The following is a 15,296-nucleotide window of genomic DNA, read 5'->3' as shown; positions in this document are numbered from 1 at the left end:
CTCGTAGGGCGTGCTAAACAATAAGAATAAAGACAGAACGGATAGGTTAAGGCTTATCCGTTTTCAAAGGTAAGGACAGTCATGCCATTTGATCCATTGGTAACCGCGGTTATTGAAACCTCTTTAAATACTTTCGTGAACGATGATCCAGCCTTGGTTCGTCGTTTGTCTCGTTTAAAGGGGCAGATCATTCAAGTTAATTTGAAAGAGTTGAATAAAACACTCACTTTCGTTTTCAGCCAACAGATTGATGTGTTGTCAGAATACGAAGGGCAGCCTGACTGCTACCTATCTTTGAACCTATCGGTGTTACCTGAACTGCGTGAGCAATCGAACATCACCAAGCTGATCAAGCAAGATAAGCTGATCTTAGAAGGTGATATTCAACTCGCACAAAAATTTGCTCAGCTGATGACAGACTGCAAGCCGGACTTAGAAGAGTGGCTATCGCGCGTAACGGGTGATGTGGTTGCGCATACCTTGGTGCAAGGCGTTAAAAACGTCGGTGGCTTTGTAGCAAAACAGGCAACTAAGCATCAAAATCATGTTGCTCAAGTTCTGACTGAAGAGTGGAAGATCGCACCTGCACCGTTAGAAGTTGCGCACTTTTGCGACCAAGTTGATGACGTAAAAAGCTCCGCTGCTCGTCTTGAAGCTAAGTTGAACGCTCTGTTGGAGAAAGCATGACCCCAGCAGAACTGAAACGTCTTTATCATATTATCAAGGTACAGTTGGAATATGGCCTTGATGAGTTGATGCCGGAACACCAACTGACTAAAGCTCCTTTGTTGGCGCGAAAGTCACTGTTTTGGCTTAAGAACAAGCATCAAGATAAAGAGTTGAGTCATCGCTTGCGCCTTGCGCTGCAAGAACTTGGTCCAGTGTGGATCAAGTTTGGACAGATGATGTCGACACGTCGTGATCTGTTCCCTCCTCATATCGCCGATCAGTTGGCGTTGTTGCAAGACCAAGTTGCGCCGTTTGATGGTCAACTGGCGAAGCAAGATATGGAAAAGGCGTTGGGTGGCAGTTTAGACAACTGGTTTACCGACTTTGATATCGAGCCACTGGCTTCTGCTTCTATCGCTCAGGTGCATACCGCAAAGCTTAAAGAGAGCGGTCGTGAGATTGTTCTGAAGGTCATTCGACCTGATATTCGCCCGGTGATTGACGCAGATCTAAAACTGATGCACCGAATGGCGCGTATAGTCGCTAAGTCGCTTCCTGAAGCACGTCGTTTGAAACCGGTTGAAGTGGTTCACGAGTACGAGAAAACGTTACTTGATGAACTCGACCTGCGCCGTGAGGCGGCCAATGCCATTCAACTGCGACGTAATTTTGAAGGCAGTGAAGAGCTGTATGTTCCAGAGGTTATCCCTGATCTAAGCAGCGAAACCCTGATGGTGTCAGAGCGAATCTATGGTATTCAAGTCTCCGATATTGAGACGCTAGAAGCCAACGGCACCAACATGAAATTGCTCGCGGAACGCGGTGTGACGGTATTCTTCACCCAAGTATTCCGAGATAGCTTTTTCCATGCAGACATGCACCCGGGCAACGTATTTGTTAACCCAGAGAATCCAGATAACCCTCAGTGGATTGGTTTGGATTGTGGCATTGTTGGTACGCTCAATAGCGAAGATAAGCGCTATTTAGCAGAGAACTTGTTGGCTTTCTTCAATCGAGATTACCGTAAAGTTGCTGAGCTACACGTTGATTCGGGGTGGGTGCCACACGACACTAACGTCAATGATTTTGAGTTCGCGATCCGTATGGTGTGTGAGCCAATCTTTGCAAAACCACTTGGCGAGATCTCATTTGGCCATGTGTTGCTAAACTTATTTAATACAGCAAGACGTTTCAACATGGAGGTTCAACCTCAGTTGGTGCTTCTGCAAAAGACCTTGTTGTATGTCGAAGGCCTAGGCCGTCAGCTGTATCCGCAACTTGATTTGTGGGCAACGGCGAAGCCTTTCCTTGAAACCTGGATGATGAATCAGGTGGGGCCGCAAGCTGTGATCAACGCAGTAAAAGAGCGTGCGCCATTCTGGGCAGAAAAACTGCCAGAGCTGCCAGAGCTACTTTATGACAGCTTGCGCCAAGGTAAAGCGATGAACCACAGAATGGATCAGCTTTATCAAGGTTACCGAGATAGTAAGCGTCAGCAAGCAACTGGAAAGTTTTTGTTTGGCGTTGGAGCCACTTTAGTCGTATGCTCCGCAATATTAGTTTCAAGCCCTTATGAGCAGCTATCTATGGGCTGTGGCATCGCAGGTGTCACATTTTGGTTGCTTAGTTGGCGAGCTTACCGTCGTTAGACAGTAGACTCTCTTAATATTTTTATGTGTAGACAGACCCGAGGACAATGACAATGGGTGGTATCAGTATTTGGCAACTTCTAATCATTGCTGTAATTGTAATTTTGCTATTCGGAACAAAGAAACTGCGCGGTATGGGTGGTGACTTAGGTTCAGCGGTTAAAGGCTTCAAAAAAGCGATGAGCGATGAAGACAAGCCTGCAGATAAGAAAGATGCAGACTTCGAACCAAAGAATATTGAACAGCAGAAGACAGAAGCTCACGCTGAAACAACTGCTGAAACAAAGAAAGACAAAGAGCAGGCGTAAATCGTGTTTGATATCGGTTTTTGGGAACTGGTATTAATATCTGTCGTTGGGTTAGTGGTTTTAGGGCCTGAGCGTTTGCCCGTGGCGATTCGCAGTATTTCCAAGTTTGTTGGACAAGCGAAAAGCATGGCAAACAGTGTGAAAGATGAACTTTCTCATGAGCTTAAGGTGCAAGAGCTGCAAGAAAACCTACGCAAGGCGGAAAAAATGGGTATGGAAGATTTATCTCCAGACCTTAAAGCGTCAGTCGATGAACTCAAGCAGGCCGCTGCTGAGGTTCAACGTCCGTATGCTAAGCCTGAGTCTGATAAGCCAAGTGAGACTAAACCTAGTGTCATGGAAACTGTGGAATCTGAAACCATTCAGGTCAACAGCGAAGCTTCAGCACCGTCAGATAAGAAAGCCGAATAGTCTCGCAAGGAGGAGTCGCCGGATACTTGATTCGCTAGATGTTTAAATAGATATCTATTCAAGTAAATAACTATTCAAGTGGATACCAATTCAACTGGATAGATACACGCGCGGCTCCTTTTCGATCTTCCTGTTTAAGAGGTTTGACATGTCTTCGACTGAGCAGACACAGCCTTTAATTAGCCACCTTCTAGAACTACGTAATCGCCTACTACGTGCGATTGTCGCGGTGCTAGTGATATTTGTCGGGCTAATTTATTTTGCTAATGATATTTATGAATTCGTATCAGCACCTTTGGTAGATCGTCTACCGGAAGGGGCGACGATGATCGCAACCGATGTTGCATCGCCATTTTTCACACCGCTGAAATTAACCTTGATCGCGTCTATATTCCTCGCGGTTCCGTTTATTTTGTATCAGGTGTGGGCTTTTGTTGCTCCGGGTTTATACAAGCATGAAAAACGCTTGATCATGCCGCTATTGGCTTCAAGTTCATTGCTGTTTTACTGTGGTGTGGCGTTCGCTTACTTTATTGTATTCCCGTTGGTATTTGGCTTTTTTACGGCCATATCATTAGGGGGAGTAGAGTTCGCAACCGACATCTCAAGCTATCTTGATTTTGTACTCGCGCTGTTCTTTGCTTTTGGTATTGCCTTTGAAGTGCCTGTTGCGATTATCTTGTTGTGTTGGACGGGGGCAACAACGCCTCAATCTCTGTCTGAAAAGCGTCCTTACATTGTGGTGGGTGCTTTCATCATCGGTATGATGCTGACACCACCAGATATGATCTCGCAAACACTGTTGGCGATTCCAATGTGTATTCTGTTTGAGATTGGTCTGTTTTTCGCACGCTTTTATACGCGTAAGCCAGATGCGGATGAAGAGGAAGAAGCTGAATCTTGATTCGGAATGCTTCAGTAAAAATCACATAATAAAAAAGCGGCCTAGGGCCGCTTTTTTATTATGTCTGTTTATCGAATCTTTAACTGATAGCCACAGTTCTGACATATATAGAGCTCTTTGATGCCCAAAATTTTATGCCATAGGGTTCGATGTTGACGTTGTAAGTGTTGTGAATGGTCACACATAATCAACTACCTCTATATGCAGGTGGTTGATACTATACATGTCACTTAGCTTTCTCAAATAAATTCAGGAAAAATCCGTAATAATTACTTATTAATAGATTTGTCATAAATTAAACAATGCCTTAGCATTTTTGGTGGTTATGTTTTCGACTTCTTCAAGGGTAATTCCGCGTAATTCGGCGATGCGTTTTGCTACTAATTCTGTGTAGGCTGGTTCATTGCGTTTACCGCGATTCGGTGTTGGTGCCAAGTATGGGCAATCTGTCTCTAGAATGACGTAATCCATATCGAGATGTGGAATCACCTTGTCCATCCCAGAGTTCTTAAAGGTCGAAACGCCGCCTAAACCTAAATGAAAGCCTAGCTCGTTGATCGCTTGAGCTTCCTCTAAGCTGCTACCAAAGCAGTGGAATACCCCGCGTAAGCTGCCATCTTGTTCTTTACGAAGTAGGGCAAGTGTCTCTTCAATGGAATCACGAGTGTGGATCACCACAGGTAGATCAAGCTCTTTTGCCCACTGCAGTTGAGTCACAAACGCCATCTCTTGTTCAGCCTTGAAGGTTTTATCCCAGTACAAGTCGATACCAATCTCACCCACGGCGATAAAGTCATGCTTATCAAACCAAGCTCGAATGGTTTTGAGGGTTTGCTCGATATTCGCATCCACATAACAAGGGTGTAAGCCCATCATTGAACGGCACACATCAGGAAACTGCGCTTCCGTTGCTAACATTGGTTCGATAGATTCTAAATCGATGTTCGGCAATAGAATGGTATCAATCCCTTGAGCCAGTGCGCGCTGCACAACTTGTTCGCGGTCTTCATCGAATTCACTAGCGTAAATATGAGCATGGGTGTCGATCATTGTTTTGTCCTGAAAGCGGTCTTTACTGAGTTGTCATGAGTATACGGCAGTGTGAGGAGAAGGTCATTTTTTGCCACTTATCCCTATTTTTGAGTGGGTTTCATATTTTACTGCTAGCGTCCTGAGCCATCAGTGATATGCTTTTGCCTGTATTTAGCACTTTTCATATCTAAGTATTTCGGTGCTTAGACTAGGCAAGGAGAATCTAGTGTCTGTTTCAATTCAAGGTCAATTCCCAGGTCGCCGTATGCGCCGTATGCGTAAGCACGACTTTAGCCGTCGCCTAATGGCAGAAAATCAATTGTCTGTGGATGATCTAATCTACCCAATGTTTATCCTGATGGGTAAAGACCGCCGCGAGCCTGTCGAGTCAATGCCAGGTGTTGAACGCTTGTCGATCGACTACATGCTTGAGGAAGCAGATTACCTGTCAAAGCTGGGTGTTCCTGCGATTGCTCTATTTCCAGTCGTGAACCAAGATGCTAAAAGTTTATGCGCAGCTGAAGCTCATAACTCAGAAGGTTTGGTGCAGCGCGCTGTACGTTTACTAAAAGAGCATGTGCCAAACATTGGCGTTATTACTGACGTAGCACTAGACCCGTTCACCACTCACGGCCAAGACGGCATCATCGATGAAGATGGTTACGTGATGAATGACGAGACGACTGAAGTCTTGATCAAGCAAGCATTATCACACGCTGAAGCGGGTGCTGACGTAGTTGCCCCATCGGATATGATGGATGGTCGCATTGGTAAGATCCGTGAAGCGTTAGAAGAAGCGGGCCATATTCATACTCAGATTATGGCGTACTCTGCAAAATATGCATCGTGCTACTACGGCCCATTCCGTGATGCAGTTGGCAGTGCTTCGAACCTGAAAGGTGGTAACAAGAAGAACTACCAGATGGATCCAGCCAACAGCGATGAAGCGATTCATGAAGTCGCGATGGATCTTAATGAAGGTGCGGACATGGTGATGGTGAAACCAGGCATGCCTTACCTTGATATTGTTCGTCGTGTTAAGCACGAACTGCAAGCGCCTACGTTTGCTTACCAAGTATCTGGTGAATACGCGATGCACAAAGCGGCGATTCAAAACGGCTGGCTGAAAGAGCGCGAAACCGTCATGGAATCACTGTTGTGCTTTAAGCGTGCTGGTGCTGATGGCATTCTTACTTACTTCGCTAAAGATGTCGCAGAGTGGCTTGCTGAAGATAACGCACAAGCTGCTGAGCATTTAAAAGAAAAGTAACCGTGTAGATCTCACTTAAGTGATCAGTAAAGGGTTGGCCATTGTGCCAGCCCTTTCGTTTATAAGGATGAATAAGATGTCAGTTGTCGTACGTGAAGGTTCTTTAGAAGAAGTGGTGTCTGTGGTCGAGCAGATCTCTGAGTTCGCTAAAAAAGAGAGTGTCGCTTCTCTGTCAGAGCGGCTGGCAGGGAAAAAGAGCCTTATCTTAGTGGCTGAAGAAGCTGGCGTGTTGCTTGGCTTTAAGATCGGCTATGAATTGGATCAAGATACTTTTTACAGCTGGTTTGGTGGCGTGTCACCGCTCGCGAGGAACAAAGGCGTTGCACAGGCGCAATTAGACGTTCAGGAACAGTGGGCGAAAGAGCAGGGCTACAGACAGTTAAAGGTTAAGTCTCGTAACCAGTTCCCTGCAATGTTGCGCCTGTTATTGAGAAACGGTTACCTAATCGAAAGATTTGAAGAAAAAGAAGACATTAATGACCATAGAATCCATTTTTTGAAGCAAATTTAAGCACTGCTGTTAACGGTTTATAAATCAAATGAGATTTATTATCATTTAATTATTGACTATTAAATGATAATCATTATTATTAACTTCGTCTTAGGGAATGAGGAAATGTTCACAAGGATGTTAAGTACTCAAGTATCTACTTGGTTACCCAACAGAATTCTCGCGAACTTGTACTAAGTTCTTTTTGACACGACATTGCTCACATTGCTTCCAGTGTAATTTATAGCTTTTAGGTAAAGCTGTGGTATTCAATTTGAATGGCTTTACCGGTTTTTGCTAGGCGACATCTTCGGGTGTCGCTTTTTTTTATACCTACCATTTCAACAAGATGCATATTTAGTGGCACGTATTTTTATGAATAAAACGCCATCAGCATTCTTTTCCACAACGCAAGATCGAGAAAAGATCGTTGATCATCTGTTCGATCTGTAAAATTATTCTTTATTTTCAGTTGTTTATTGGTGTTTTTTGAGTTGTTCACCGTAGTTCTCAACAGGGTGGATAAATAATATAAACAGAGTTATCCACAGAACGCTTGCGTCTAAGAACAAAAAATAACAACAAATCGATTATAACGAACACAACCGAGTGAACGGATACAGATCGACAACGTGGAATCCAACCAACAGACGTGGCATTCTTAACAGATAATTTCTGTAATTACTGGATACACAAACATTATGGCTCGTATTCCTGATAATCCATTGATTCTGATCGATGGCTCTTCTTACCTATATCGCGCGTTTCATGCTTACCCTGGCACCATGAGCAATGGTGATATCCCGACTAACGCGGTTTACGGTGTAGTTAACATGCTGCGCAGCATGATGCGTCAATTTGCTTCTGATCGTATTGCGGTTATTTTTGATGCAAAAGGAAAGACGTTCCGTGATGACATGTACCCAGAGTACAAGGCTAATCGTCCACCTATGCCGGATGATCTACGTTGTCAGATCGAACCTTTGCACAACGTGATTCGCGCAATGGGTCTACCACTTATCTCGATCCCAGGCGTTGAAGCGGATGATGTGATTGGTACGCTAGCTTCTCAAGCATCTAAAGCGGGCATGCCGGTTTTGATCAGTACTGGCGATAAAGATATGGCGCAGCTGGTTGATGACAACGTTACTTTGATCAACACCATGACCAACGTGGTTATGGATCGCGAAGGCGTGATAGAGAAGTTTGGCATCCCACCTGAGCTGATTATCGACTACCTTGCACTGATGGGCGATAAAGTGGATAACATTCCTGGCGTTCCAGGTGTTGGTGACAAAACAGCAACTGCTCTACTACAAGGCATTGGTAGCATCGAGAAGTTGTACCAAAACCTAGATGATATTGCGGCGCTTGGCTTCCGTGGTTCAAAGACCATGGCTAAGAAGCTGATTGATAATAAAGACAACGCTGAGATGTCTTACCAGCTTGCAACGATCAAACTGGACGTCGAGCTAGAAGAGACACCAGAGTCACTCGTAAAAACCCAACCAAACACGGATGAGCTGATTAAGCTATACGGTCAACTGGTCTTCAAATCTTGGTTGAACGAGCTACTTGAAGGCGGCAGCGGCGTGGTTGAGGCGGATGAAAAGTCGGGTGCTGTGCGTAGCAGCACGGCATCAACCACTTCTACCGTAGAAATGAACACCTCTGCAGTGACGATTGATCGCAGCAACTACGAAACCATCTTAGATGAAGCCTCTTTTAATGCGTGGCTAGAGAAACTGAAAGCGTCAGAGGTGTTTGCCTTTGATACTGAAACAGACAGCTTGGACTACATGGTGGCTAACCTTGTTGGTCTATCATTCGCAACCGAAGAAGGCGTTGCCGCTTACGTACCGGTTGCCCATGATTACCTAGATGCACCTCAACAACTCGACCGTGATTGGGTACTTGAACAGCTTAAGCCGATTCTTGAAGATGACGCACAGCCTAAAGTCGGTCAAAACCTGAAGTACGATATGAGCGTTTTAGCGCGCTACGGTATCGAGATGAAAGGCATCAAGCACGACACCATGCTAGCGTCTTATGTTTTTAATAGCGTTGGCGGCAAGCATGATATGGATAGCCTAGCGCTGCGTTTCCTTCAGCACAGCTGCATCTCATTTGAGCAAATCGCAGGTAAAGGTAAGAAGCAGCTTACTTTCAACCAGATTGAGCTGGGTGAAGCGTCTCCATACGCAGCAGAAGATGCTGACGTGACTTTACGTCTTCATAACCGTTTGATGGAAAACATTGAGCAAGATGAAAAGCTAAAAGCCATCTATGAAGAAATCGAAGTACCACTGATCCCTGTAATGTCTCGCATTGAACGTACCGGCGTATTCATCGATGACATGTTGCTGGGCGCTCAATCGCAAGAGATTGCGGTTCGATTGGATGAGCTAGAACAGAAAGCCTACGAGATTGCAGAGCAAGAGTTCAACATGAACTCGCCAAAACAGCTGCAAGCGATCCTGTTTGAGAAAATGGGTCTGCCTGTTATCAAGAAAACGCCATCAGGTGCACCTTCAACCAACGAAGAAGTGCTGCAAGAGTTGGCTCTTGATTACCCGCTACCTAAGCTGATCATTGAGTATCGTGGCCTTGCGAAACTAAAGTCGACCTACACAGATAAACTACCGAAGATGATCAACGCTGAAACGGGTCGTGTTCATACGTCTTATCACCAAGCGGTGACAGCAACGGGTCGATTGTCTTCAACAGATCCAAACCTGCAGAACATCCCAATTCGTAATGAAGAAGGCCGTCGTATCCGCCAAGCATTCGTTGCACAACATGGTTGGAAGATTCTAGCGGTCGATTACTCTCAAATTGAATTGCGTATCATGGCGCACCTTTCGGGTGATAAAGCGCTTCTGGAAGCATTCCAACAAGGCAAAGATATCCACGCGGCAACGGCTGCTGAGATCATTGGTGTTGATATTGAGAGTGTGACCACTGAACAACGTCGTCGTGCTAAAGCCGTTAACTTCGGTCTTATCTACGGTATGAGTGCCTTTGGCTTGGCTAAGCAACTGGGTATTCCTCGTGGCGAAGCACAGCACTACATGGACACTTACTTCGAGCGTTACCCTGGCGTAATGCAGTATATGGAAGACACGCGCAGTGCTGCTTCAGAGCAGGGCTTCGTTGAAACCATTTACGGTCGTCGTTTGCACCTTCCTGAGATTCAATCTCGTAATGGCATGCGTCGTAAAGCTGCTGAGCGTGCGGCGATCAACGCGCCAATGCAAGGTACAGCGGCAGACATCATCAAGAAAGCGATGCTATTGGTTGATGAATGGATTCAAGCGGAAGGCGATGGTCGTGTAAAACTGCTTATGCAGGTACACGATGAATTGGTGTTTGAAGTGGAAGAGTCATCTTTAGCCGAAATTGAAAGTAAAGTACAAGAATTGATGGAATCCGCTGCAGAGCTAGAAGTGCCGCTTGTCGCGGAAGCTGGCCACGGTGACAACTGGGATCAAGCCCACTAATCAGTTTTTGACCTTAATAAGCAAATTAGTATGAGCCAGTGCACAAACACTGGCTTTTTTTTGTCTCAAATAAAGTTAAGTCGTAATAAGAATTTAGGTGTTTTAATAAAACATTCATGAAAAAAAACCACAAAAGTTGTTTTCATTTCTGAGCAATTGTTGTACATTAAATCTCGTAGGGTACAGAGGTAAGATGTTCTATCTTTCAGACCTTTTGTTTCACGTTATTGGATTAGGCTGATTCAGCCGCCCCAGTCAGTATTTGACTGGGGCGTTTTTTCTTGTGCGAAAGAAAAATATTTCCAACCTATCATTCCCCCGTAAAACCTCTCATTTTTAGTGCCTTTTATTACACTTTCTCAAGCATAGTGATAAACCCCTGATTTGCCTTAGATCTGAAATTCGATCAGCTTTTGGTAATTTAAATCCGTCTCTAAGTCGATTGTTTTATCACTTGAAATAACTTTTATTTTACAAGTTATCGATAAAGGATTGATGGATCACGCCTTATTTATCAGTGTATTGAGTCGGTGAATGCTCAATGTAATCCATGATTTTCTGTTGTTTCTCGGTGCTATATTTCAGAGCTTCGGCGGTGATCTGGATGGATTGCGCCATTGAAGAGATATTGTTGGTCGCTTTTACCAAGGTTTGCTGCATTGGTTTCAGGATAAGCAGATAGATAGCGGTCAAAGCGATAATAATGACAGCGATAACGGCCGCCAGCGCAATGATGATCTTGGTCTGAATGTCATCCAACAGCATTTGACTGGTTTGTTTAAAGGCGAGTCGAGATTGGTCTAAGGCTTGTGGCAGTTGATTGAGTGATGTCTTGGTGGAGCTCGCAAGCTTATTGATACTTTCAACGGTTTGATTGAGGGCTTGTTGCTGGTCGTCGCTTAGGTTGGGGTTGTTGACTATCGCCTGCAAAGATTGCGATATCACCTCAAGAGACTCACTCGCGTCTTGGGCGTACTTTTCCATGCCATCGAGGTCTAAGGTCATATCGACATTGATCAGTGGGGCTTGTTCTTGTTCTGCTTCAGAGGCAAACCCTGTCAGTGAGACCAACATAAGTGCAATGATGGCCAATGGTGTTTTCCACATGAGTATTCCTTTCTCATTGTTCTGATTATTTAGATGTGTCTTTTAGTATGGTTCACTTCTATTGGTTTTAGTGGCTAAATCCGATTTTTAACACTAAAAACTTATGCTTAACTCACTCATTTTTGGGCAAAAAAATACCCCACCTATATAAGGAGGGGCATTGATAAGGCTAAATCACGTGTTGTAAGTGCTCTAACCTATAGCGATAAGTAGAGGAACTACTCTGAGTCGTTGTGCTCTTCGTCTGCTAACTCATCAATGATTTGATCAGCAAGCGCAGGCGCAAACCACTCATCCATCTTGGCACGCAGTTGGTCAACGCCGATGCCCTTCATTGAAGAGAAGACATCAACCGCAACATCACCACCGAAAGATTTTGCATCGTTACGGATTTTCAGTAGCTGTGCTTTACGCGCACCACTTTTCAGTTTGTCTGCTTTTGTTAACAAAACCTGTACTGGGATGCGGCTATCGATAGCCCAGTAGATCATTTGTTGGTCAAGGTCTTTCATTGGGTGACGGATATCCATCAATACCACTAAACCTTTCAGGCTTTCACGTCGTTGTAGGTATTCACCTAGCGACTTCTGCCATTTTTTCTTCATCTCAAGTGGTACTTGAGCAAAGCCATATCCAGGTAAATCGACGATATGACAACCGTCCGTTACCTTAAATAGGTTGATTAGCTGAGTTCGACCGGGTGTTTTACTGGTTTTCGCCAAGCTTTTTTGGTTTGTAACGCGATTTAGCGCGCTAGATTTACCAGCATTGGAGCGTCCTGCAAACGCAATTTCGATCCCTTCGTCTTCTGGTAAATGACGAATATCAGGTGCACTGGTAATGAAATGCGTGTTTTGATAATGAATTTTTACGCTCACTGTTAACTCCATCTCGACTTTGTGTAGTCGATTGATTACTTTTTTGTGAATTTGTGTAAAATAACCGTGCTCGGCATAAGGTCGCCTATTGTACCATGAGTGGCAACATAGAGTGGTACTGGAAGCTTGATAATTATAATGGAATGTCATGAAGAAATTAGCGCTAATTTTGAGTCTTTTAGCCAGCTGCTCAGTATGGGCTCAAGGTAGTATTGAAGCTGGTAAAGCCAAATCACAAACATGTGTTGCCTGCCACGGTGCTGACGGCAACAGCCTGATCACTCAGTACCCTAAGCTGGCTGGTCAACATGAGAAGTATCTAGAGAAGCAGTTAAAAGAGCTTAAGCTAGGTATGACAAGTGGTGGTAAGCAAGGTCGTTACGAACCTGTAATGGGTGCAATGGCGATGCCTTTATCTGAAGAAGATATGGCTGACCTAGCGGCATACTACGCCTCTCTACCTATCTCTAGTAACTCTACTCCTGAAAATGTAGTAGATGAAGGTAAGGTTCTTTACACAGCGGGTAACGCAGAACGCGGCGTAACGGCGTGTATTGCTTGTCATGGCCCTCGTGGTAATGGTACCGAACTTTCTGGTTTCCCTAAGATTTCAGGTCAGCACGCAGATTACATCAAGGCTCAACTTGAAAAATTCCGCGATGGTGACCGTAATAACGACATGAATGCGATGATGCGTGATGTAGCTAAAAAGTTAACAGACGCTGATATTGATACCTTATCGAAGTACGTTGGTGGTTTACACTAATTTGTCGGTTTCTTGCTCTTAGCCAGAGTAAAGGAATGTACGTTCGAGCGAGATTGAAGAGACGCCCCGATCAGTAATGGTCGGGGCGTTTTCTTTTGTATTGGTTTTATTAATGCGTTTTGTGTTTATGTCTGATTTATCAATGTGTGATCGATTTGTGTACAAAAGTGTGAAGTCGCACTCTTGTAGTCTTTTTGTAACACGGTAAAGTAACCGCCATCAGCTAGGAGCTGACTTAGATATGGATGATCATCTAGTCTAACGGTATAGACAGAAATGGATCAGGCTAGGACAGCCCAGCAACAAGGTGTTAGAAAAGGATAGCCAAAACTCATCAGGACGATGAACAACAAACAAATTTGGCATGGAAAGCACCAATAACAAATGGAGATTTGTGTACCAAGTTGAGTATGCAAATTTTGGCCGATATAGGCAGATTTAGAGAGCGATAGGTTTTCCTATCGCTTTTTTTATTGATTTGATGAAAAAACACCCAATACCTCTCCACTATAAACTCAGTTTCTGGTATGTTTCGCATCCCTGTTTAAGGATGTGCTATGTATACTTGTCCCTTATGCCATCACCAAGGCGTGAATCACTATTTTGAAGACAAACGCAGAGCCTATCTGCAGTGTCAGCAATGTGAACTGGTATTTGTTAAACCTGAACAAAGGTTAGAAGCAAAAGAAGAAAAAGCACACTATGATCTCCATGAGAACGATCCTAGTGATGCAGGCTATCGCCGCTTTTTATCTCGCATCGCGGATCCACTAACAGACAAAATTTCATCTAACTCACACGGGTTGGATTTTGGTTGTGGCCCAGGCCCTACGCTATCTATTATGTTAGAAGAAGCCGGACACACCATGGAGTTGTACGATATCTATTACCACCCAGAACCCTCTGTGTTGGAAAAAACGTATGACTTTATGACTGCCACGGAGGTGATAGAGCATCTTTATCACCCAGACAAAGTGTGGCAGCAATGGTTGAATTTAGTTAAACCCAAGGGCTGGATTGGTCTTATGACTAAACTAGTAATAGACGTAGACGCGTTTGCTGGTTGGCACTACAAGAATGACCCGACACATGTCGTCTTCTTTAGTCGTCAAACATTCCAGTTTTTGGCAGAGCGGGATAAGCTCGAACTAGAATTTTTTGGAAATGATGTAATTTTACTGAGGAAAGTGCAGTAATGGGTCGTAGTAAGAAATCAAGAAAGCCGGGAGCACTTGGCGCTCCGGAGCCTATGGTTACTCGTAACCGTAGTGAATCTGATGTTGAAGGTCGTGAACGTAAGCGTGTTAAAAAGCGTAAAGGCCTTAAGTCTGGCAGCCGTCACTCAGATGGTAGCGAAGCAAAACAGCGTAAAGCTGCACAAGCTCGTGATCCACGTTTAGGCAGCAAGAAAAAAATTCCGCTGATCGTTGAACCAGCGAAGAAGCCGACTAAACAAGAGCGCAAGCTATCTAACGAACAAGAGTTAGAGATGCTTGAGAATGACGCTCAACTGAACACACTCCTAGATCGTATCGAAAATGGTGAAAACCTAGGTGCTGGTCTACAGAAGTTTGTTGATGAGAAACTTGATCGTATCGAACACCTAATGGGCCGCTTAGGTCTACTAGAGCCAGAAGACGATGAAGAAGAGATCTTCGAAGAAGCACCGGTTGCCTCTAAGAAGAAAGCGAGCTCTGACGAAGACTTGCTATCTCAATTCGAAGATTTCGATTTAGACAGCTTTAAAGGTTAATAGCCAATGAACGTAACCTTATTAGCAATTGCTGGTGGAATTATCATTCTCGGCTTGGGCTCTTACGCAGGTTACCTTCTACTTCAAGTGAAGAAGCAGACGGAGTTGCAAAAGCAGCATCAAGCACTAGCCATTGAAAAACGCAACGCGACGATTTACGAAAACGTAAATACTTTGTGCTTAGCGGGCATTCAAGGGCAATGTGACTTACCTGAGATCAGTATCCGAGTGTGTATCATTATGGATAATGTTCAGGGTGATGAGCGTGTCGATTTTGATTCTGAGTATCCTGCTCTTTCTGAGCTGTACCATATCGTAAAAGATATGGCTCGCGGAGAGGCAAGACAGGAACTGACGAAGAAAGAGCGCATGCAGCAGAATCTCACGCGCCATAAGGCAGAGACTCGCTTGAATGATGCGGTCATTGAAGATCTGAAAAGGTTGCAAGAGAAGGTTAAACCTCTCAACAACCAAATCAACATTCAGATGATCTAGTCGCTAAGACTATTTAAAATAGAGGCTTGTTTAATACAGGGTGTTCTTGAGACACCTTATCTTT

At 44.4% G+C, this 15,296-nt stretch carries 15 protein-coding genes; 12 read left to right on the top strand and 3 right to left on the bottom strand.

The window, feature by feature from the left end:
• Positions 1-81: 81 nt before the first annotated feature.
• The 5 genes from AB4351_RS05510 to tatC all read left to right on the top strand — a co-directional run bounded on the left by AB4351_RS05510 (position 82) and on the right by tatC (position 3,941).
• Positions 82-687, top strand: coding sequence for an SCP2 domain-containing protein (locus tag AB4351_RS05510; protein ID WP_017063051.1), 606 nt, complete (start codon positions 82-84; stop codon positions 685-687).
• On the top strand, positions 684-2,318 hold the full coding sequence (gene ubiB, locus AB4351_RS05505; protein WP_372125322.1) for a ubiquinone biosynthesis regulatory protein kinase UbiB: 1,635 nt from the start codon (positions 684-686) through the stop codon (positions 2,316-2,318). Before AB4351_RS05510 ends, ubiB begins: the two co-directional genes overlap by 4 nt.
• A 53-nt stretch (positions 2,319-2,371) precedes the next feature.
• The gene (gene tatA / locus AB4351_RS05500) at positions 2,372-2,626 is read left to right on the top strand and encodes a Sec-independent protein translocase subunit TatA (protein WP_017060154.1); all 255 of its coding nucleotides are present in this window, start codon (positions 2,372-2,374) and stop codon (positions 2,624-2,626) included.
• Positions 2,627-2,629: 3 nt separating this feature from the next.
• On the top strand, positions 2,630-3,037 hold the full coding sequence (gene tatB / locus AB4351_RS05495) for a Sec-independent protein translocase protein TatB (RefSeq protein ID WP_017060155.1): 408 nt from the start codon (positions 2,630-2,632) through the stop codon (positions 3,035-3,037).
• A 148-nt stretch (positions 3,038-3,185) separates the two neighbouring features.
• Positions 3,186-3,941 carry a twin-arginine translocase subunit TatC gene (gene tatC, locus AB4351_RS05490; protein ID WP_017060156.1) on the top strand — a complete coding sequence of 252 codons (756 nt, stop codon included), beginning with the start codon at positions 3,186-3,188 and terminating at the stop codon, positions 3,939-3,941.
• A gap of 288 nt (positions 3,942-4,229) precedes the next feature.
• Here the strand turns inward: tatC and AB4351_RS05485 are convergent, their stop codons facing one another.
• Complete coding sequence (locus AB4351_RS05485; protein ID WP_017063053.1) at positions 4,230-4,991, bottom strand: TatD family hydrolase; 762 nt, start codon at positions 4,989-4,991, stop codon at positions 4,230-4,232.
• 208 nt (positions 4,992-5,199) lie between these two features.
• Between AB4351_RS05485 and hemB the strand changes: the two genes are divergently transcribed.
• The 3 genes from hemB to polA all read left to right on the top strand — a co-directional run bounded on the left by hemB (position 5,200) and on the right by polA (position 10,233).
• Positions 5,200-6,243, top strand: a complete 1,044-nt coding sequence (gene hemB / locus AB4351_RS05480) for a porphobilinogen synthase (protein WP_017060158.1) — start codon at positions 5,200-5,202, stop codon at positions 6,241-6,243.
• Positions 6,244-6,319: 76 nt separating this feature from the next.
• A complete protein-coding gene (locus AB4351_RS05475; RefSeq protein ID WP_017063054.1) occupies positions 6,320-6,754 on the top strand; it encodes a GNAT family N-acetyltransferase in 435 nt (144 codons plus the stop codon).
• Positions 6,755-7,434: 680 nt separating this feature from the next.
• Positions 7,435-10,233: a DNA polymerase I gene (gene polA / locus AB4351_RS05470; RefSeq protein ID WP_372125321.1), complete on the top strand. Its 2,799-nt coding sequence runs from the start codon at positions 7,435-7,437 to the stop codon at positions 10,231-10,233.
• A gap of 507 nt (positions 10,234-10,740) precedes the next feature.
• On the opposite strand, the gene AB4351_RS05465 is transcribed toward polA, so the two are convergent.
• Positions 10,741-11,340 carry a GTP-binding protein gene (locus AB4351_RS05465; RefSeq protein WP_017060161.1) on the bottom strand — a complete coding sequence of 200 codons (600 nt, stop codon included), beginning with the start codon at positions 11,338-11,340 and terminating at the stop codon, positions 10,741-10,743.
• 218 nt (positions 11,341-11,558) lie between these two features.
• Positions 11,559-12,218: a ribosome biogenesis GTP-binding protein YihA/YsxC gene (gene yihA, locus AB4351_RS05460; protein ID WP_017060162.1), complete on the bottom strand. Its 660-nt coding sequence runs from the start codon at positions 12,216-12,218 to the stop codon at positions 11,559-11,561.
• Between the two features lie 148 nt (positions 12,219-12,366).
• Between yihA and AB4351_RS05455 the strand changes: the two genes are divergently transcribed.
• The 4 genes from AB4351_RS05455 to AB4351_RS05440 all read left to right on the top strand — a co-directional run bounded on the left by AB4351_RS05455 (position 12,367) and on the right by AB4351_RS05440 (position 15,232).
• Positions 12,367-12,984: a cytochrome c gene (locus AB4351_RS05455; RefSeq protein ID WP_012602993.1), complete on the top strand. Its 618-nt coding sequence runs from the start codon at positions 12,367-12,369 to the stop codon at positions 12,982-12,984.
• A 557-nt stretch (positions 12,985-13,541) separates the two neighbouring features.
• On the top strand, positions 13,542-14,180 hold the full coding sequence (locus AB4351_RS05450) for a class I SAM-dependent methyltransferase (RefSeq protein WP_010433503.1): 639 nt from the start codon (positions 13,542-13,544) through the stop codon (positions 14,178-14,180).
• Complete coding sequence (gene yihI, locus AB4351_RS05445) at positions 14,180-14,737, top strand: Der GTPase-activating protein YihI (protein WP_017060163.1); 558 nt, start codon at positions 14,180-14,182, stop codon at positions 14,735-14,737. Before AB4351_RS05450 ends, yihI begins: the two co-directional genes overlap by 1 nt.
• Positions 14,738-14,743: 6 nt before the next feature.
• The gene (locus AB4351_RS05440) at positions 14,744-15,232 is read left to right on the top strand and encodes a DUF2489 domain-containing protein (protein ID WP_017060164.1); all 489 of its coding nucleotides are present in this window, start codon (positions 14,744-14,746) and stop codon (positions 15,230-15,232) included.
• Positions 15,233-15,296 lie beyond the last annotated feature (64 nt).

Origin of the sequence: Vibrio sp. 10N.261.51.F11, assembly GCF_041471665.1 — a bacterium.
Taxonomy (GTDB): domain Bacteria; phylum Pseudomonadota; class Gammaproteobacteria; order Enterobacterales; family Vibrionaceae; genus Vibrio; species Vibrio crassostreae_C.
The sequence above is the reverse complement of the archived record's forward strand: the minus strand, read 5'-3'. Positions and strand labels throughout refer to the sequence as shown.